This is a genomic window from Kosmotoga olearia TBF 19.5.1, assembly GCF_000023325.1.
GTDB classification, from domain to species: domain Bacteria; phylum Thermotogota; class Thermotogae; order Petrotogales; family Kosmotogaceae; genus Kosmotoga; species Kosmotoga olearia.
The window spans coordinates 753,417-771,664 of the sequence record NC_012785.1 but is presented as its reverse complement, the minus strand read 5'-3'; the positions used below and the strand labels follow the sequence as shown (position 1 = coordinate 771,664).

21 protein-coding genes are annotated in these 18,248 nt (G+C 40.4%); 8 read left to right on the top strand and 13 right to left on the bottom strand.

The genetic code is table 11. The annotated features are described in order from the left end of the window. Positions 1-83: 83 nt before the first annotated feature. The 4 genes from feoB to KOLE_RS03625 form a co-directional block, all read right to left on the bottom strand. Positions 84-2,072, bottom strand: coding sequence for a ferrous iron transport protein B (gene feoB / locus KOLE_RS03640; RefSeq protein ID WP_015868099.1), 1,989 nt, complete (start codon positions 2,070-2,072; stop codon positions 84-86). 1 nt (position 2,073) lies between these two features. Next, the gene (locus KOLE_RS03635; protein ID WP_015868098.1) at positions 2,074-2,295 is read right to left on the bottom strand and encodes a FeoA family protein; all 222 of its coding nucleotides are present in this window, start codon (positions 2,293-2,295) and stop codon (positions 2,074-2,076) included. A 2-nt stretch (positions 2,296-2,297) separates the two neighbouring features. Further along, the gene (locus KOLE_RS03630; RefSeq protein WP_015868097.1) at positions 2,298-2,951 is read right to left on the bottom strand and encodes a metal-dependent transcriptional regulator; all 654 of its coding nucleotides are present in this window, start codon (positions 2,949-2,951) and stop codon (positions 2,298-2,300) included. Between the two features lie 120 nt (positions 2,952-3,071). Further along, positions 3,072-4,451 (bottom strand): MFS transporter, encoded by a 1,380-nt coding sequence (locus tag KOLE_RS03625; protein ID WP_015868096.1) that lies wholly within the window; start codon positions 4,449-4,451, stop codon positions 3,072-3,074. A 223-nt stretch (positions 4,452-4,674) separates the two neighbouring features. On the opposite strand from KOLE_RS03625, the gene KOLE_RS03620 reads away from it, so the two are divergent. Further along, a complete protein-coding gene (locus KOLE_RS03620) occupies positions 4,675-4,935 on the top strand; it encodes a hypothetical protein (protein WP_041288634.1) in 261 nt (86 codons plus the stop codon). Positions 4,936-5,065: 130 nt separating this feature from the next. On the opposite strand, the gene KOLE_RS03615 is transcribed toward KOLE_RS03620, so the two are convergent. Together KOLE_RS03615 and KOLE_RS03610 are read right to left on the bottom strand one after the other, a co-directional pair. Next, positions 5,066-6,013: a glycoside hydrolase family 130 protein gene (locus KOLE_RS03615; RefSeq protein ID WP_015868095.1), complete on the bottom strand. Its 948-nt coding sequence runs from the start codon at positions 6,011-6,013 to the stop codon at positions 5,066-5,068. 15 nt (positions 6,014-6,028) lie between these two features. Continuing rightward, entirely contained in the window at positions 6,029-6,913 is an 885-nt protein-coding gene (locus KOLE_RS03610) for a glycoside hydrolase family 130 protein (RefSeq protein ID WP_015868094.1), read from the bottom strand. Positions 6,914-7,219: 306 nt separating this feature from the next. Here KOLE_RS03610 and KOLE_RS03605 point away from each other — a divergent pair, with 306 nt between their 5' ends. From KOLE_RS03605 to KOLE_RS03575, 7 genes are read left to right on the top strand one after another with little or no spacing between them, the layout of a single operon-like run. Next, positions 7,220-8,044 carry a PstS family phosphate ABC transporter substrate-binding protein gene (locus tag KOLE_RS03605; protein ID WP_015868093.1) on the top strand — a complete coding sequence of 275 codons (825 nt, stop codon included), beginning with the start codon at positions 7,220-7,222 and terminating at the stop codon, positions 8,042-8,044. 10 nt (positions 8,045-8,054) lie between these two features. Then, positions 8,055-8,933: a phosphate ABC transporter permease subunit PstC gene (gene pstC, locus KOLE_RS03600; protein ID WP_015868092.1), complete on the top strand. Its 879-nt coding sequence runs from the start codon at positions 8,055-8,057 to the stop codon at positions 8,931-8,933. After that, the gene (gene pstA, locus KOLE_RS03595; RefSeq protein WP_015868091.1) at positions 8,920-9,756 is read left to right on the top strand and encodes a phosphate ABC transporter permease PstA; all 837 of its coding nucleotides are present in this window, start codon (positions 8,920-8,922) and stop codon (positions 9,754-9,756) included. Before pstC ends, pstA begins: the two co-directional genes overlap by 14 nt. Further along, a complete protein-coding gene (gene pstB / locus KOLE_RS03590) occupies positions 9,753-10,508 on the top strand; it encodes a phosphate ABC transporter ATP-binding protein PstB (protein WP_015868090.1) in 756 nt (251 codons plus the stop codon). The genes pstA and pstB overlap by 4 nt, the downstream gene beginning before the upstream one ends. Before the next feature lie 13 nt (positions 10,509-10,521). After that, complete coding sequence (phoU, locus tag KOLE_RS03585; protein WP_015868089.1) at positions 10,522-11,193, top strand: phosphate signaling complex protein PhoU; 672 nt, start codon at positions 10,522-10,524, stop codon at positions 11,191-11,193. Next, on the top strand, positions 11,190-11,870 hold the full coding sequence (locus tag KOLE_RS03580; RefSeq protein WP_015868088.1) for a response regulator transcription factor: 681 nt from the start codon (positions 11,190-11,192) through the stop codon (positions 11,868-11,870). The genes phoU and KOLE_RS03580 overlap by 4 nt, the downstream gene beginning before the upstream one ends. Continuing rightward, complete coding sequence (locus KOLE_RS03575; protein ID WP_015868087.1) at positions 11,867-12,859, top strand: ATP-binding protein; 993 nt, start codon at positions 11,867-11,869, stop codon at positions 12,857-12,859. The genes KOLE_RS03580 and KOLE_RS03575 overlap by 4 nt, the downstream gene beginning before the upstream one ends. Positions 12,860-12,875: 16 nt before the next feature. On the opposite strand, the gene KOLE_RS03570 is transcribed toward KOLE_RS03575, so the two are convergent. From KOLE_RS03570 to KOLE_RS03540, 7 genes are read right to left on the bottom strand one after another with little or no spacing between them, the layout of a single operon-like run. Further along, positions 12,876-13,364, bottom strand: a complete 489-nt coding sequence (locus tag KOLE_RS03570; protein ID WP_015868086.1) for a MogA/MoaB family molybdenum cofactor biosynthesis protein — start codon at positions 13,362-13,364, stop codon at positions 12,876-12,878. After that, positions 13,361-13,846, bottom strand: coding sequence for a cyclic pyranopterin monophosphate synthase MoaC (gene moaC, locus KOLE_RS03565; RefSeq protein WP_015868085.1), 486 nt, complete (start codon positions 13,844-13,846; stop codon positions 13,361-13,363). Before moaC ends, KOLE_RS03570 begins: the two co-directional genes overlap by 4 nt. Before the next feature lie 2 nt (positions 13,847-13,848). After that, the gene (moaA, locus tag KOLE_RS03560; protein WP_015868084.1) at positions 13,849-14,799 is read right to left on the bottom strand and encodes a GTP 3',8-cyclase MoaA; all 951 of its coding nucleotides are present in this window, start codon (positions 14,797-14,799) and stop codon (positions 13,849-13,851) included. An 11-nt stretch (positions 14,800-14,810) separates the two neighbouring features. Beyond that, positions 14,811-15,575 (bottom strand): molybdate ABC transporter permease subunit, encoded by a 765-nt coding sequence (modB, locus tag KOLE_RS03555; protein WP_015868083.1) that lies wholly within the window; start codon positions 15,573-15,575, stop codon positions 14,811-14,813. Between the two features lie 22 nt (positions 15,576-15,597). Continuing rightward, positions 15,598-16,395, bottom strand: coding sequence for a molybdate ABC transporter substrate-binding protein (gene modA, locus KOLE_RS03550; protein WP_015868082.1), 798 nt, complete (start codon positions 16,393-16,395; stop codon positions 15,598-15,600). A 7-nt stretch (positions 16,396-16,402) separates the two neighbouring features. Beyond that, positions 16,403-17,635, bottom strand: coding sequence for a molybdopterin molybdotransferase MoeA (locus KOLE_RS03545; protein WP_015868081.1), 1,233 nt, complete (start codon positions 17,633-17,635; stop codon positions 16,403-16,405). Further along, positions 17,632-18,096 (bottom strand): MOSC domain-containing protein, encoded by a 465-nt coding sequence (locus tag KOLE_RS03540; RefSeq protein WP_015868080.1) that lies wholly within the window; start codon positions 18,094-18,096, stop codon positions 17,632-17,634. The genes KOLE_RS03545 and KOLE_RS03540 overlap by 4 nt, the downstream gene beginning before the upstream one ends. Positions 18,097-18,248 lie beyond the last annotated feature (152 nt).

The following is an 18,248-nucleotide window of genomic DNA, read 5'->3' as shown; positions in this document are numbered from 1 at the left end:
AGAAGCTGATTAATCAGGAAAATGCTTCTGCGTTTTGAGTAAAAGAGAATCTACCGTTTAGGCAAAAGGTAGATTCTCTCTTTCTAAATGAATAAGGAGCCGATAAGATAGAATGCCATGGAAACGAAATATGCGAGTGAAATAAGCAGCACTACTGAAAGGACTGTCCATTTCATTCCAACCTCTTTCAAAAGAATCCCCAGTGAAGCTACGCAGGGGACGTATAACAAACTAAATAACATAAACGAGTACGCTGAAATAGGTGTGAAAAGGTTTGAAAGAAAGCTTCCGAGGTTTTCAATCCCACCAGCGAGAGCGCCCAAAGTTCCAACAACAACTTCTTTGGCCATAAATCCGAATATTAAAGCAACAGAACTCTGCCAGTTCCCGAATCCATTTGGTTTGAAGATTGGGGCAATTGCCTTTCCTATTAAACCGATGTAGCTATTTTTCGATGCGTATTCGACACCAGTTGGCAGAGAGGCTAACAACCAGATTGCTATGACAGCCGCAAATATAATGGTTCCCGCTTTTTTCACGAAAAGAGAGGTTCTTTTCCACGCTTCGCTGTTTACCTGTGAAAAGCTTGGGACTCTATAAGGAGGTAATTCCATAACAAATGGAGCAGGTGTTCCTTTGAACAAGGTTGTTTTCAATATTTTAGCCAGGATGACTATTAAAGCGATTGCTATAATATACATCGAGAAAACTATCAATCCCTGGTGTTTCGGGAAAAACGTTCCAGCGAATGCGAGAAAGATCGGAATTCTTGCTGAACATGGAATTAAAGGGTTAAGAACAGCTGTGATTATTCTGTCATCTTCTTTTTCTATAGTCCTTGTTGCCATAATTGCTGGTACATTACAACCAAAACCAAGGATCATGGGTATAAAGGATTTTCCAGAAAGCCCTATTGCATTCATCACTTTATCCATAACAAAGGCTGCTCTTGCCATGTAACCTACATTTTCCAGTACAGCGATCAAGAGAAAAAGGATAAAGATGTTCGGTACAAATACCAGAACCGATCCCACTCCACCAATTACTCCATTAGCAAGAAATGATGCCAGTATCTCATTTTGAACTGAACTCAGTACCGAATCGCTTAAGAACCCCATTCCAGAATCCAGCCAATCAGCGAAAATACCTCCGAGCGTAAAGGTTAATTGAAAAACGGTATACATAATTCCGAATAGGATTGGAAGCCCCCAAATACGATGGGTGAATATGTTATCCATCTTATTTGTCAAAGATTCAGATTTTGTTCCGCTGCCTTCTACAATGTTCTTTAGAGTTCTCTTGATAAATTTAAACTTCTCATCACCCACAAAAACCGAGGGGTCATCATGTTTTTGTTTGATATCTGAAAGAATTTCATTCAACAATCGCGAAAATTGCCTGGCGTTATTAACAGAGAGTCTCATCTGTTCAAAGATCTCCGGATCTTCTTCAATCAATTTTAGAGCCAGAAATCGTGTCCTAAAGGGTGATTTTATGTTGAAAAGCCTTGATATTTCTTCGATCTGCTTTATATACTGTTCCAGCTCATCGCTATATCTAATAAATGAAACGCTTTTTGACTGCGAAGCTTTGAATATCTCATCTTTAAGTTTTTGGATACCATGGCCTTTAATAGCCACTGTGCCTACAACCGGGACTCCAAAAACTTCAGAAAGCTTCTGAATATCTATTTTCATATCGTTTTTTTCTACTTCGTCCATAAAATTGACTGCTATTATTAGATTCACCCCAAGATCCATCAACTCGGAAACTAGATAGAGATTCCTTTCAAGATTCATTCCATCGATGATGGCAACAACAACGTCTGGATTTTCTTCAGTTAAAAAATTCCTTGCTATTCTTTCGTCTATAGAAACCGCCGAAAGAGAGTAAATGCCCGGTAAATCAGTCACCAAAAAATTGATTCCTTTGTGGATATATGTGCCTTCTTTTTTTTCGACGGTTACTCCTGGCCAATTTCCTACATGTTGTCGCATTCCGGTGAGGCCATTGAATATAGCGGTTTTGCCAACATTAGGATTGCCAGTTAGAGCTACTTTTATGTTTTCCATCTCATTCTGCCCCCTCCACAATGATTCTGTGTGCTACACCTTTACCTAGCGCAAGTCTTGTGTTATTTACCTGTACAATTACCGGTCCAAAGGAATTTATTGAAACAACTTGTAGGATGCTTCCTATTCGTAGCCCCATATCTGTAAGACGTTTTAGCATCGTTCTACCGCCATTTATCGCTTTGACTCTATAAATTCCAGGAGTAGCCATACTTAACGGCATTATCATTCCTCCACTAAAATATTCCTGGCTTCTTCTCTTCGAAGACTCAATCTGTAACCCTTCACCTTCACTTCTATGGGGTCGCCAAGGGGAGCAATCCTCTCTACCAGAACCTCTACTCCTGGCATGATGCCCATGCTCATCAGGCGTTTTTTGAAGCTTTCTGTACCTTTTAATTTCTTTATTCTCACAATTTTTCCAGGCTCAACCGAAGCCAAAGTCAAACCGAACACCTCCTGGTGGTCTTTGATATGTATGTAAAAGCGCTTTTTTAGTTCAGGATTTTCATTTAGAAAATCCATCATCACAGAAAGAGCTGTGAAAAATCGAATGTTGCTTATATGCTCCAGTTTGCAAGCTAGATCTTGTGCCTCATCTGATGAAAGTTCTAAAAACCTGGTGGCGAACTCGTAAACTATCCTGTTGTTTTTGTGGATCCTTTCTGCTAATGCGATTCCTTTAGGAGTTAATCGAATGTATCCGTATTTTTCGTGTTCCAAAATCCCGGCATTTTCCAGTTTTTTCAAGCTTTCAACCACAGTAGGTACTTTAACTTTGAGCATTTTTGCTACGTGCTTTACTCTGGGTAGCTTTTCAGAAGTTTGCAGATCATAGAGTACACGGATATAGTTTTCCAACGCGGGAGTAATTACCATAGTCTCACCTCTAAAATATAGGGTTACCTATATTTTAGCACATTTTACTGTCAAATCAAAAAAGTAAGAGGGTTTGTATTGATCATGGAAAATTGGCAAGAATAATTTAGAGCGATTAACTTATTTTTGTGGTTTGATAGATTTTTTCTTAAAAATCTTCTTTTTTAGCTGTCTTCCTGTTTTGGCTAAGATAGAGGCGTATTCGTAAGGACGTGATACTGCCCTTCTGCCAACGATGTACAGGGCGTTGAAAAAGTACCCCGGAACAGATACTTCTTTTCTGGTTTTAACCTTTTTGAGGAGAAGCCATGAAATTGCACGCAATATACCACTTGTGAGGAAAAGAAATTGTATCCCGTAAAACGGCATTCCGCCGATTTCGAAGTAGATATCTTTTAGAAGAGTCGCGGAAAGCCCACTGATCAAAGAGCCTGTCAATGCTCCTATGCCGTTAGTAAGCGACAGTACGGCAAAATAAGCTTCTACATTTCCGGGGTTAACTATTCCAAGCATTATAGTGAATAGTGTTAAGTTGATCCCGCTCCAGGCAAGTCCGGTTATAAAAGCATCAATTACCAGGAGATAGCCCTGGGTTAGGGGATTCATGAATACCCAAATAAAAGAAACTAGCGAAGCAAGGAAAACCGAAAATTCTGCTACGCTCTGATGGCCTATTTTGTCAGAAATCTTTCCCCATATTATGTAAAAAACCATAGATATACCAGTGGCTATGAAAGCAAGGATACTCATATAGGAATAGTCGAGTTTCAGGTTGACGATCTGGTGATAGGAAAAAAACGGACCGCTAATAGCTATGGTGAAATTCCAGAAGAAGGAGAAAATGATGAACTTTTTGAAATTTTCGTCTGAAAAAGCTTCTTTAAATATGTTACCAGTAAGGTACTCCTTTTTGGGAGGATCTTCATATTTCCTGAGCATAAAATAAGAACTGAGAGAAAATATACTTCCTATTATAGTAATAGTTATGAATCCTGCAGATTCTCCCATACTGTCGATTATCCAGGAATAAAAATAAATCATTACCATAGAAAACAGCGAGATCAACAGGTTTCTAACTCCAAAGAACCTTCCAGAGGATTCCTGGGATACGATATCTCTCATAATGGATACCCAGAAATTTCCTGTGAGGCTGTTAAAAGCTCCGAATACCAACATTATCAAAAGGAGGAGATATTGATTTCTCAAATTAAGCGTGAGCAGAATTGGGATAATGAGGAACAAAGGTCTCGAGATTGAAGCTGAAATGAGCATCGCTTTCTTTCTACTTTTGGCGAGTCTCAAGAGCTTTGGAGAGAGTATCTGGAACATTTGGGATAGCATAGGAATAACACCGAGAATTGCGAGAATTTTCTCCGAAACGTTAAATTGCAGGGCCAACCCCGTTAGGAGGAAGCCCTGCGTTAGTATAAATACGCCATTAAAAGCGATCCCTTCCAGGATCGATAATTTTTTTGTTTGGACAAACGACTCATTTTCCAAATTAGTTCACCATTTCAAGGATATATTTAAAACTTCTCTTTAAGAGCTAATCTACACTCAGAAATGTAAACATTCAACGTTCCTTTTGCTCTAAAACTGTGAACTTACTGTTTCTTTTTGCTCCTAGAAACCTCAAAGGCATTTGGAACAACGCTGATTCCGTTTCTAACAGTACCGATGAGATCACTAATGGCAGCGCGGATATATCTCAGAGGATTTTTATGTGAATCCTGATTGTAGGCTGGGAATTAATGCCATGGACCGCCTGATAAACGATATGATGGTTCTTGGTACAAACAGAAAAAGATTGAAAGCGAAGATCTTTGGTGGAACCAGTATTCTTATGAACAATGCCAAGCTGAATGGAGATAACAATGGAGATAACATAGAGTTCGCCCGAGCTTATCTAAAAATAGAAAAATTTCCATCATTGCTGAACACGTGGGAGGAAACTCCGCAAGATCTATCTGAATACTTCAGATGATTTGATATTTGTTAAAAAGATTGCGGAAAGAGGGTCATAGAAGAGCTGTCTCAGATAGAACGAAAATGAAGACAAACAAAAAAACCGGAGGGAAACTCCGGCTTGGTTATGGGATTATGAGGCTATTGCTTTAGTTCAAAGGCATACCGAGGACGCCTATGTATGTATCAGCGGCACCGTAATAGATCAAGAGAAAATTATTGTGTATAACACTTCCTTCAAGGAATATTACGTTTGGTACTTGGCCGTTTTTCTCCCAAGAAAGCTCAGGTTCTATCAAAGGCTTTCTTGTTCTTTTAAGCAGTTTTTTGGGGTTCATAGGATCGAAAAGTGTAGCTCCTGGTCGGTAAATGCCTGAATAATCAGCGCTATTATAGAAAGGTAGGATACCTTCTTCTGTTATTAACGGAGGGGGCCCCGGTTCGACGAGACGACTATCAAATTTACCAGGTCTGGGATAAAGTACAGGTTTTAGATAAACCTGCCAGTTTCTCAGGTCGTTGGAAGTAGCCAGATAAATCTTGGAATCTCCAAAGTACATGTAATACTTTCCATTTATCTTTTTAGGGATGATAGCACCAGATTTTGACCATTTCATTGTCTTTATAATAGGGCCAATTTTAGTCCAGTGCTTCAGATCTTTCGAATATGCAAGGCACAATCTTGCTGTGCTTCCATCATAACTTGTATAAGTCATAATATATAGGTCATCGATTTTTACAATCCTTGGATCTTCACAACCTCCAGGAATCTCATACTTCTCAGTGGGCTCTATTATAGGGCTGGATTCCCTGGTAAAGTTTAATCCGTCTTGACTTTTAGCCAATCCGATTCTCGAAGTTCCATTCCATCTGTTTACTCCAGTCCAATCTTCAGCCCTATAAAAAAGGTAAACTGTTCCCTCAATTTCAATCGCGGCTGGATTGAAAACAGCTTTGCTTTCAAAGTCTACACCCTGTGGCATGAGAACAGGGGAAAGACTCAATCTTTTCAGGTCTTTCAGGTCTTCAAATTTTAAGCCGATTGAAAGAACAAGTGAAGCAAAAAGTATAAAAATCATGATTCCCAATTTTTTCATGTTTAATGTCCTCCTTTACGATCGGACCCACCTGAGAACTTCCTCTTTTTCGATTGTTGCAAGAGCTATATGATTATCAGCGGCTCCGTAATACACATAGAACTTACCATCATGTTCTACCATCGCATCGGAGAACACCACATTGGGAACTCCACCAAAAATCTCCCAATCTTCTACAGGTTCTAAAATTGGCTCTTCGCTCCTTTTAATGACTTTCGATGGATCATTGAGATCAAGTAACATAAAGCCAAGTCTGTAAGTTGGCCTGGCGGTTTTTTCGACTCCGTGGTAGAGTACAAGCCAACCTTCCTCAAGCTTTATTGGTGGAGCTCCAACACCTATTTTGAGATTATCCCAGTAACCTTTTCTTGGCCCTGCAATGGATACAAAATTATCCCAGTGAATCAGATCGTCCGAGAAAGCCAGATACATGTCTGGCTCAATCCTATGAAACATTACATACTTACCATTGATCTTTTCTGGAAATAAAGCCGCATCTTTGTTATTAATATCCGGAATTACAACACCATATCTTTCCCATCTAATGAAGTCTCTTGTGGAAGCCATGGAGACCCTTACCCCGTGAGGCGAATAAGCGGTATAAAGCATGTACACTTTTCCATCGATCTCAGTGAGTCTGGGATCTTCTACACCGTATAGTTCCCATTGGGAGGCCGGACCAAATACAGGTGATTCAAGTCGGTTGAATCTCAAACCATCAGTGCTTACCGCATACCCCAATCTTGATACCATATCTTCTCCTTGAGCTCGATAGATCATGTGAAATAGTCCATTTCTTTTAATCACAGCACAGTTAAAAACGTATTTGGACTCCCAGGTATGATGAGGTTTGGGTGATAGCAGGGGATTCAAGATATGTCTCTTTAGCGTCAATTCCATCAGAATGCCTCCTTTCGTTTGAAATGTTTTGCAGAAAGTACCTTTTCGATAACTAAAAAACAACACCAGCAAATTTTACTGGCCAGGAATTTGTAAATATAGCAGCCAAAGGCTAAAAGAATTAATCTTCATCTTATATTACATATTATATGGGTATATCCGAAAAATAGGTGCCATAGGTAGAAGTAGTATAGAAGATTAGTTGGTTGCGTATTTTTGTTTCCACGATAAAAATCACCTAATACTCATATAAAACAAGAATTGTATAAGATTAATGACACCAATCTTCACAAGGAGGGATAGAGAATGAAAAAGGCATTTTTGTTAGTTTTTCTGCTTACTGCACTCATAATATCTGCTGAAACTCTGGTGATAAAGGGATCAAACACTGTTTATCCTGTTGCCCAGCTTTGGGCGGAGGAATTTAAGAAACTGCATCCCGATGTTGATATAAGCATCGAAGGTGCCGGTTCATCAACGGGAATTAAAGCTCTCTTTAACAGACAGACGGATATAGCCAATGCAAGCAGATGGTTGAAGTCTTCCGAAATTAAAAAGATGAATGCTGAAGGTAGGTATTTTATACCTTTCATTGTTGCTTACGATGGGATAGCTATTATCGTTAACAAGTCTCTAGGAATTGATTCAATAACCATTGATCAGCTTTACAAGATTTATTCTGGAAAGATTACGAAATGGAATCAGATCGATCCTTCTCTTCCTAAAAAGAGGATAGTAGTTTATTCGAGAGACAACGCAAGCGGTACATTCGAATATTTCGTGGAACACGTTATGAAAAAGGAGAAGTTTGCCCCATACGTTCAAATGCTGCCTTCAACCAATGCCGAAGTGGAACGGGTGAAGCAAAACAAATATGCCATTGGATACATCGGAATGGGATACGTAACCGATGAGGTGAAGGCTCTGAAAGTAGAGGGAATAGAACCAACCGTAGAAAACGTGAATTCCGGAAAATATCCGATATCCAGACCTCTGTTCATGTTTGTCGATGCTACGGAAGGGCTTCCAACAGGTTTGGTCATGGATTTCATAAGATTTGCGCTTTCTCCAGAGGGACAGGCTCTTGTTTTGAAGGTCGGCTATGTTAATGCTTATGGTATAGAGAAGTGAGGTAGATAAATTGAAGAGATACAGAGAAGCAACTATCAAGGTACTGGTTTTTGTCTCTGCTTTCCTAACGACAGTAATAGTTTTTGGAATACTATACTTTCTGGTTTCCAACGGTATAAGTGTTTTTAAAGACGTGAGCCTGAAGGAATTTTTCCTCAGCTCGCGTTGGTTTCCCACTTACGAAGATCCTGAATACGGCATTTTGGCTTTATTTGTGGGAACATTGAGTGTTACGGGACTTACATTGGTATTCAGTATTCCGTTAGGGTTCATCATTGCGGTTTATATGTCCGAATATAGTTCAAGAAGGACTCGCGAACTTATGAAATTTGTCTTTGAACTGACTGCTGGAATTCCTTCAGTGGTGCTTGGTGCTTTTGGGTTGAAGTACGTCTCTCAGTGGATAATGAATACTTTTCCTGATGTCTGGACGGGGTTGAATATATTCAATGCATCTCTGGTGCTTTCAATTCTTGCCATGCCGTATTTTGTGACTTTCATCGAGGATGCTCTTAGCTCCGTACCAAAGAATCAACGTGAAGCTTCACTGGCGTTGGGTGCCAACAAAACAAGAACGGTATTTAAGGTAGTTGTTCCTCAGGCCAGGTCGGGGATTTTGAATGCGATAATACTTGGAACTAACAGGGTTATTGGTGAAACGATGGTCGTGTTGATGGTCTCTGGTGGGGCTACGATGATACCTTCCAGCATCTTTGATCCTGTGAGGCCGCTTACTTCTGCTATTGCCGGTGAGATGGGGGAGGTAGAGCTCGGGGGTACTCATTACCACGCACTTTTCATGATTGGGGTCGTACTCTTGGTTATCTCAACCTTGTTTACAATAATAGCCATGAAACTTAAAGGTGGTAAAGAATATGAAGCTGGATAAATTCATGGGCATTTTGATGGGTACAGTGAGCTTCTCTTTTGCTGCTGCGATAATATCACTGATTACCTTTTTAATTGCCAAAGGTCTTGATAGTATATCCTGGGAATTCTTGACGAAGTTTCCTTCAAATTCCATGGAATCCGGTGGAATATTTCCAGCTATCCTTGGAAGTGCTTACTTTCTACTGATTGCTTTGACTTTTTCTATTCCAATTGGAATATTGGGAGCTGTTTTTCTCAGTGAGTACAGCTCGGAGAATTGGCTGAAGAAAATAATACTGGGATCCACAAACGTGCTTTCAAGCATTCCTTCCATTGTCTTCGGGTTGTTTGGTTTGGCGTTGTTTAGTATAACTTTTGGGTTCAGGACATCGCTTTTATCTGGAGGATTGACACTCGGGGTTCTGGCTCTTCCGTATATCATATCCAATACACATGAAGCCTTAAAGGCTGTTCCGGATTCTTATCGGGAAGCGTCAATGGCTTTAGGGGCAACAAAAGGCGAAACGGTTTTCAAAGTTGTTATCCCGGCTTCTATCTCGAGAATTTTAACCGGCGTGATAATATCCGTAGGGAGGATAATAGGCGAAACTGCACCGATTCTTTTCACCGGTGCGGCGTTTTACATAACCAGCAATCCAGACAGTCTTCTGGATCCTGCCATGTCGCTTCCAACCCATATCTTTGTCCTCTCGACAGTTTATCCTGAAGCAGTTACGTCGAATCTGGAAGGCACAATTTCCGTGATGATGATAATTGTGGTAGCGATTTTTGCCGTGGTTAATTTGAAACGCCTTTCTGAAAGGAGAAAGAGTGGCTTATGAGCAAAGACGGTGTTTTTGAGATCGAGAACCTTAACGTATATTATGGGAATAAACAAGCGTTAAAGAACGTTACCTGTACAGTTCCGAGAAATAAAATTACAGCTGTCGTGGGACCTTCTGGGTGTGGAAAAAGCACCTTTTTGAGGGTTCTTAACAGAATGAACGACTTAATACCCGGGTACAGGGTTGAAGGGACGGTCAAATTGGATGGGGAGGATATAATGACCCTCGATCCTGTTGTTCTCAGAAAAAAGGTGGGCATGGTCTTCCAGAAACCAAATCCCTTTCCCAAAAGTGTCTTTGATAATGTGGCCTATGGACCGCGTATCCATGGCGTTAAAAATAAAGAAGAACTCAGAAATATAGTCGAGCGCTCTTTAAAACAAGCGGCGCTGTGGGATGAAGTAAAAGGGGAATTAAAGAAGAACGCCATTAATTTTTCCGGGGGGCAGCAGCAAAGATTGTGTATTGCTAGAGCCATAGCGGTAGAACCTGAGGTCTTGCTTTTGGACGAACCAACGAGCGCTCTTGATCCCATAGCCACACAAAAGATAGAAAAGTTGATTGAGGAACTGTCAGAAAAGTATACAATAGTGATAGTAACCCACAACCTACAACAGGCTCTGAGAATTTCGGACTACATGATGTTTTTTTACATGGGCGAGTTGGTCGAATTTGACGAAACAAATGTAATGACGACGAATCCGAAAGACTGCAGGACTAGCGATTATCTTAGAGGGATTTTTAGTTGAATGGAGGTATAGAATGGACAGGCAACAGCACCTTGAAGCTAACTTCCACAGATTGAAATCCATGCTTTCAGACCTTATGGAGAGAGTTAGATTCAATCTTGTGAAATCTGTCGAGGCCCTTGAAGATCTTGACGAAAAAAAGGCAGAAGAAGTCATAAATTCTGACCAGATAATAGACAATCTCCAGAGAAAAATCGACATGGAGACAGTGAATTTTATTGGAAGATTCCAACCTCTAGCTGAGGATCTCCGCTACATAATGATGATGATAAAACTCGCCACTGATCTGGAAAGAATTGGTGATCTCGCGGTTAATATAGCGGAAGTTGCGATTGCAAATACCGGTAGATCGTTAGTTAAACCTCTGACTCATATGAGGAAAATGATGGCCATAGTAGAAAGCATGCTTGATAACGTAATAAAAGCCTACTACACGAGGGATATAGAACTTGCAAAATCCATCTGGAAATCCGATGAAAAAGTGGATGATATCTATAATTTTATAAGAAATGAAATAATCGAAAAGATGAAAGAACCTGAGAATGTAGGGTTTACAGATCAACTTATAGATCTAATGCTTGTTACCAGGTTTCTCGAAAGGGCTGCTGATCATATTACAAATATCTGCGAAGAAGTATATTTCATAGTTGAGGGAAAAAACCTGAAGGAGGAAATGCGCCGGTGAAAATATTAGTGGTAGATGACGATCCGGATATCCTGAACATAGTGAAAACTGCTTGCGAACAGGAATGTTTTAATGTTAGAACCGCAAATTCTGCCCGGAACATGTGGGAAGCATTGGAAAATGACCCACCGGATTTAATCGTGCTGGACATAATGCTTCCCGATGCCAGTGGATTGGATGTCATAAAAAAACTTAAAAGAAAATACGAAGAGATACCGGTGATATTTCTTACGGCCAGAAAATCCGATCTTGATATGATCCTTGGCCTTGAACTTGGTGCTGATGACTATATTACCAAGCCCTTTAATCCAAGAACCCTTATCGCCAGAATTAAAGCGGTGAGCAGGCGTTACGAAATGGGTCCAAAGGACAGAAACGTTGTGAAATTGGGTGACATTGAAATAGATATGAATTCATACAGCATGATAAAGGATGGGAAAAAAGAGGAACTTCCCAGAAAGGAATTTGAGCTTTTGAAACTCATGATAGAGAACCCCGGAAAAGTCTTTAACCGCCAGGAAATCCTCGATAGGGTCTGGGGGATGGACTTCTTTGGAGACTTTAGAACCGTTGATGTTCATATAAGCAAACTCAGAGAGAAAATCGGGAGCGAATTCATAAAAACTGTGCGAGGAGTTGGGTACAAACTCGTTATCCCGGAGGATGAGAAGAGTTGAACCGTGATTTTAAAACGATATTCGACAGCCTTTCTGATGGCATATTAGAGGTTGATGAAACTCTGCGGATTATTGATTGTAACCGTGTTGCAGAGGGATTGTTTGGTGATGTTTTAGGGAAATCTATCGACGAGGTTCTTAAAGTTCCCGGAGTTTTCGAGATTGCGGAGTGCCTGTTGAATAAAGAGAATGGCGAGTTTCAGGTTGAACTTTCAGCAGAAAGCTCCACGAAATACATGATTATAAAGATCAGGAAGAATTTCCTGATTTTAAAAGATATTACCGAAAAGAAGATTCTTGAAACTGCTAAAACAGATTTTGTGAACTTCTTCGTTCACGAGATTTCTACACCTCTGGCTGTGGTGAGTGGTTATGCGCAGCTTATTTTCGACAGAAAAGATGAGATCCCGCCCGAACTGAGTGAAGCAGCCTCTGGTATCCTCAAAAGCTCGGAAAGATTGTCCAAACTAATTGAAGAACTTGGAGAACTTGCCAATATTGAACTGGGTAACTATGTGGTGAAAAGAGAAATTATCCATCTAAAATCCTTGATAGAAGAGATTATAGAGGATTTTGAGACGAAGATCAAAAGAAAAAAACTGAAGATAAAAACACTTGTGTCCCCGGAACATTACGTAGAATCCGATTCTTTATTGCTTTACAGAATTCTTGCCAATCTGGTTTCAAACGCCGTGAAATACTCCCTCGATGGTGGGAACATAGAAATTAATGCAGTAGAGAAAGATGATGAAATCCAGATATCGGTCAAGGACGAAGGAATCGGAATCGAAAGGGATGAAATTCACCGGATCTTCGAAAGGTTTTACCGGGGAACAAATGCAAAGAAACTTTCGATAAACGGTCTCGGAATAGGTTTATCAATAGTCAAGCACGCTTCAGACCTCATCGACGCAAAAATTCAGGTAAAGTCACTTCCTATGCTTGAAACAGTTTTCACCTTAAGGCTTCCCTCAACAGGAAAAAAGTAAAATACAGAAAAAGAAGTCAATGACAGTCTTTTTCTGATCCTTTAAGTTTTTCGATAGCATGGGGAATAGCATTTATTATAGCGTTGAGATTTTCTTTAACAGCTTTTGGGCTGCCCGGGAGATTGACGATCAAAGTTTCGTTACGAATTCCAACCACTGCCCGGGAGATTGAACCCCTGGGTGTACGTTTAAGTGCTTCCATAACCATAGCGTACTCCATCCCCTGAATCCTCTTCTCAATCACTTTCAAAGTAGCATCTGGAGTTACATCTCTTGGTGACACACCTGTGCCGCCGCTGGTGATTATAAGATCGGCTTTTCCTGAATCAGCAAGTTCTTCCAATTTCCTTTTTATTAGCTCCAATTCATCAGGAAGGATTTCTGTTCCGATCAATTCGAAGCTCGCATTATTAATAACACTCTTCACAGCTTCGATACATTCGTCTTTCCTCAAACCTTTATATGCTTTATCACTCAAAACAAGGATAAAGTATCTGATTTTCACTTTTCATCGCTCCCTCTCTTCCAATCCCCGCTTTTGCCGCCGCTTTTCATCAATAAGTAGATATCTGCTATGACCATTTCTTTGTCAACCGCTTTGGCCATGTCATAAATAGTCAATGCAGCGACAGAAGCTGCTGTTAACGCCTCCATTTCGACTCCGGTCTTTCCAACGGAACTCGCCGTTGTGAAGATTTCAACAGCAGAACGGTCTCTGTCAATTTTGAACTCGACAGACACATGAGTCAGAGAAATATTGTGGCACATGGGAATCAGCTCCCAGGTCTTTTTCGCAGCCATTATCCCGGCTATTCTGGCGGTTGAGAATACGTCTCCTTTGGGAAGCCCATTTTTTACGATCAGCTCGAGGGTTTCTGGCCTCATTTCTATTCTTCCATAAGCTTTGGCTGTTCTTTTTGTATTTTCTTTGGCAGAGACATCCACCATCTTTGCATTGCCCTTGTCGTCCATGTGACTTAGTTTCATAGTTATCCTCCCATCCGGTTCATGCCATTGCTCTGAGTTCTGTTGAGCAGTTCGTGTCTTAAAGGTTTTAAGCTAATAGCATTATAAATATTTTTCTTAACTTCATCGGATCTTCGGCTTTTTATTGCGCCTTTCAAAGAAACATGATAATCATAGGCCAAACATGGAAACAGTTTTCCATCGGCGGAAAGCCGGAGCTTGTTGCATCCGTTACAAAAGTTATGGGTAATAGCAGTGATAAAGCCTACAATTGTTCCTCGTGAGGTTTTATAATACCTGGCAGGGCCATAACCTATTCGAGTTTCTATTTGGATAAAATCGTTTTCGTGTAGTAATTCCAAAACTTTTTTATATGGAATGAAATGACGGTTGTTGTTTTTCCCTATTGGCATCTCTTCAATGAACCTTATAGGTACTCCAAGCTTTTCAGCGTACTGTACCAGTTCCGGAATCTCATGGAAGTTCATCTGTGTTATCACAGTATTGAGTTTGACCTTTATGCCAACAGAAATGGCTTCATCGATTCCCTTCAGAACTTCTTTGAGATTCCCGCCACGGGTTATCCGGAAGAAAGTTTCACTATCGATTGAGTCGAGGCTTACATTCACCTCCCTCAAACCCGCGGAATAGAGTTCAAGAGCAAGTTCCTTCAACCTTGAACCGTTTGTAGTCATAGCACAGCTCCCAAAAGTTTCTGAAACGATCGAAACAATTTCAAGGAGATCACTTCGTAGTGTTGGCTCTCCACCGGTAAGCCTCAATCTCTTAAAACCAATTTCTTTGAATATCTGTACAGCAAAGCGGATATCATCAAGGGTTAATAGCTCTGATTCTGGTAAAAAAGAGGTGTTTTCAGGCATGCAGTAGAAGCACCTGAAATTGCACCGGTCCGTGATTGAAAATCGGAGATAATCAATATTCCTTCCAATTTTATCCTTCAGCTCTTCCTTCATATTTTCACCATCTAATCTCTTCTTTCCATAAGTTTTTTAATAAGCATCAGGGTCATGAGAGAGAATCCGACAAGAACCAGAGACTGCAGATTTGCTGCTTCCCTGTCGCCTGCCATAGCATTGTTGTAAATTGATATAGGAAGGGTTTCGAAAAGCCCGGCGACCATCATAGTTGCACCGAATTCTCCTATAGCTCTTGCAAAACTCAAAAGGACACCAGAAACTAACCCTTCTCTAGACAAAGGTAATATGATCTTTATAAATATATCGTACTCACTTGCGCCTGTAATTTTCGATACTTCCAGAAGATCGCCTGGGATCTCCTCAAGGGCTGTTTTGAAGCTCCTTACCATGAAAGGTAGAGAAACAAATGTCTGGGCAATAATAACAGCGGGAAGGCTGAACATTATTTCGATCCCAAAAATTGAAAGGGGTTTTCCAACAAGTCCATATCTTCCGAAAGTTAGTAAAAGCAGATATCCAGTAACACTTGGAGGTAAAACAAGCGGTAAATTCACCAGAGTATCCAGAACATCTCTAAAAGGAAAATCTTTGAATACAAAAAAATAAGCTACGGGAACTCCTAACGCAAAAACAATCAACGTCGTAACCGTGGCTGTTAAAAGGCTTATTCCTAGCGGTTTCCACGAAGTCATCAGTACTTCAAGATGAACTTCCGAAGTCGCTATATTCACCAAAAGAGCTATAAGAGGCAAAATCAGTATTAAAACTGCAAGAATCATCCCTATTAATATAGAAACCTTGAAAAAATTCATTTAAGCACCACTTTCAACTTTTTCATTTTTTGATTTTTACAACCACAAGTTCGTTCTCCGCAAAAATAGTATAGCCTTCAATAAATTCTTTCTCTTTAAGTATTTCCACCATCTTTATGTTCGCTGAAGCGAAAACGTCAGCTCTTGCCCCGCTTTCAATTTTCTGTTCCAGAGCCCCGGAACTTCCGAAATTCAGAACTACTTTGCACCCTGTAAGCTCCTCAAAACGGGCCCCAATTTCTTTAAAAGCTTTTGTGAGAGAAGCAGCCGCATATACAATGATTTCACCAAAAAGTGGAGTAGAAACGAAATCTCCTTCACCACTTTTCGGATTGTGGAATCCATATTTTGACAAAATAGCTCTACCTTCTTTCGAGTTCAGGAATTCCAGGAACTTTTCACCTTTCTTTTTGTTTCCATCGGAAAGTAATGCAATAGCGTATATTGCTCTTACTCGAACATTCTCTGGTATTTCAATGACCTCGAGTTTTTCTTTTTTTGAAAGAAAATCTGTTCTATATACAAAACCCGCATCCACTTCCCCTGAAAGGACTTTTTCAAGAACAGCTATAACGTGTACCTCTTTTGAAACCACGTTATTCATAATCTTCTCCGCCAGGGAAGGCGATTCCTTCGAAAGATTTTCAAGAAGTTTTAAGGTGTACATACCTGCAGGAACGTGTTCGGGGTTTCCAATAGATATCCTCACACCTTCCTTGGCAAGATCTTCAAATGTATTGATTTCCACACGTTTGCTTTTGCAACCCGTTACGATAAGCATCAAAACGATTGTAAGAAAGAATATGATAGTTTTTTTCATAGCGTTCTCACCAATCGAATCTGTAATATTCCCGGATTTCGCCTGCTTTTATTCCTTCACCGGGAGGCAGTGCAATGATTCCATCAGCCTTTCTGAAGGGAGATATCAGCATAGATTGTCCTGGAATTATAGTGGCACACATTTTCCCATCTTTTTTAAACACTTTCACAAAGAAAAAACGTTCCCGTCGCATCTTAGCTTCGACTTCATCCTCTATCTTCACCATCCCGGCAGGTACGGGAAGAAAATCTTTTTGGCCTGCCAAACGTTTTAAAATCGGGAATAAAAAGAGGTAACTACTCACAATAAATGATGAAGGCTTACCTGGCAAGCCAAGAACAGGTTTACCATCACATACTCCGAAAACAGTCGGTTTTCCGGGTTTTATCCACGTACCGTGATACCTAACTTCTCCCAATGAAGAAATAGCTTTTGTTGTAAAATCCTTTTCACCGACGGAGCTTCCTCCAGAAATAACCACCACATCGTTGTCCTTGAGAGCTTCTTTAATACTGCTTATCAGCGAATTGAGGTCATCTACAATCTGCGCGGTCCTTCTGGCTTCTACTCCAGGAAAAAGATTTAGCCATGAAACCAGAGTATGGGTGTTTCCATCTCTAATCTGGGTTAGTTCCTTTGCACTTTCCGGTTCGACTATTTCATCGCCGGTAGAAATCACTGCTACTTTAACTTTTCTGAAAACTTTTATAGTTGTTATTCCGAGACTTAATAGGGTATAGACATGTCCAAAATTGATCCTTTCTCCTTTTTCAACAACTATTTCTCCTTCCCGTATATCTTCGTCGTATCTGACAAGGTTTTCCCCAGGCCGAACCTCTGCATATATTTCAACAGTATCTCCAATTTCCTTTGTACTTTCAATCATCACACAGGCATCGGCTCCATTAGGGACAAAACCACCTGTCGGGATTTTGACAGCCTCACCTGAGGTAATTTCACCTTTGAATGCTTTTCCCATCTCCACCTGTCCCTTGACCTTTAACACCGCCGGAGTCTCAAAACTGGCTCCAAAAGTATCCTCTGCCTTCACTGCGTAACCGTCGAAAGTGGATTTGTTGAAGCCAGGTAAAGTTTCTCCAGAAAGAACGTCTTGAGCACAGATTCTTCCTAAGGCTTCCCGAACATCCAGTATTTCTACAGTCGAAATAGGTGAGAGTTTCTTGACATAGTTCTCATATATTTCTTCTCGAGGAACGAACTTCATATATCTTCCAGTCATTTTATCACCGCCGCATTCTTTTCTGAAATTTCGAAAATCACACTATCTCCCACAGAAATCTCGCCGCCTTTAATAACTCTCAGAAAGATTCCCTCACGAGGCATCACGCAGACCCCTGTTTGACGGGAAATCTCACAGCCGTTGTGGCATTGCTTACCGATCTGTGTGACTTCCAATACAGCTTCACCTATTCTTACTCTTGTACCAAGAGGAAGTTCATGAAGGATTACGCCTTCCACAGTGAGATTTTCGGCGAAGTCTCCAAAATCAATTTGAAGGCCCATAGCCCTCATCTTTTCGATACTGGAAAGTGCTAACATGGATACTTGCCTGTGCCAATCTCCGGCGTGAGCATCTCCTTCAATACCGTGATTCTCGATGAGAACAGCTTTTTGAACAGGGATTTTCTTCATCCCTTTTTTTCTGGAAATATTTATGGAAAGAATCGAACCCCGTATCATCTTTACCTCCAGTCAACAAAAAATCAGGATCATATACTGATATTTTAATTATATCTTAGCTGATATCTTACTTACCCTCAAGGGCTTGGACAGTTCCCATTAAATACACCTAAGTAGGAGAATCAGGAAGATTTTTCAATATCGTAAGTTTT

Excerpts from the sequence above, each read along its gene's own strand:
- feoB (WP_015868099.1), bottom strand. The coding sequence starts at position 2,072 with ATGGAAAACATAAAAGTAGCTCTAACTGGCAATCCTAATGTTGGCAAA.
- KOLE_RS03635 (WP_015868098.1), bottom strand. The coding sequence starts at position 2,295 with ATGCCGTTAAGTATGGCTACTCCTGGAATTTATAGAGTCAAAGCGATA.
- KOLE_RS03630 (WP_015868097.1), bottom strand. The coding sequence starts at position 2,951 with ATGGTAATTACTCCCGCGTTGGAAAACTATATCCGTGTACTCTATGAT.
- KOLE_RS03615 (WP_015868095.1), bottom strand. The coding sequence starts at position 6,013 with ATGAAAAAATTGGGAATCATGATTTTTATACTTTTTGCTTCACTTGTT.
- KOLE_RS03610 (WP_015868094.1), bottom strand. The coding sequence starts at position 6,913 with ATGGAATTGACGCTAAAGAGACATATCTTGAATCCCCTGCTATCACCC.
- KOLE_RS03605 (WP_015868093.1), top strand. The coding sequence starts at position 7,220 with ATGAAAAAGGCATTTTTGTTAGTTTTTCTGCTTACTGCACTCATAATA.
- pstA (WP_015868091.1), top strand. The coding sequence starts at position 8,920 with ATGAAGCTGGATAAATTCATGGGCATTTTGATGGGTACAGTGAGCTTC.
- pstB (WP_015868090.1), top strand. The coding sequence starts at position 9,753 with ATGAGCAAAGACGGTGTTTTTGAGATCGAGAACCTTAACGTATATTAT.
- phoU (WP_015868089.1), top strand. The coding sequence starts at position 10,522 with ATGGACAGGCAACAGCACCTTGAAGCTAACTTCCACAGATTGAAATCC.
- moaC (WP_015868085.1), bottom strand. The coding sequence starts at position 13,846 with ATGAAACTAAGTCACATGGACGACAAGGGCAATGCAAAGATGGTGGAT.
- moaA (WP_015868084.1), bottom strand. The coding sequence starts at position 14,799 with ATGAAGGAAGAGCTGAAGGATAAAATTGGAAGGAATATTGATTATCTC.
- modB (WP_015868083.1), bottom strand. The coding sequence starts at position 15,575 with ATGAATTTTTTCAAGGTTTCTATATTAATAGGGATGATTCTTGCAGTT.
- modA (WP_015868082.1), bottom strand. The coding sequence starts at position 16,395 with ATGAAAAAAACTATCATATTCTTTCTTACAATCGTTTTGATGCTTATC.
- KOLE_RS03545 (WP_015868081.1), bottom strand. The coding sequence starts at position 17,635 with ATGACTGGAAGATATATGAAGTTCGTTCCTCGAGAAGAAATATATGAG.
- KOLE_RS03540 (WP_015868080.1), bottom strand. The coding sequence starts at position 18,096 with ATGATACGGGGTTCGATTCTTTCCATAAATATTTCCAGAAAAAAAGGG.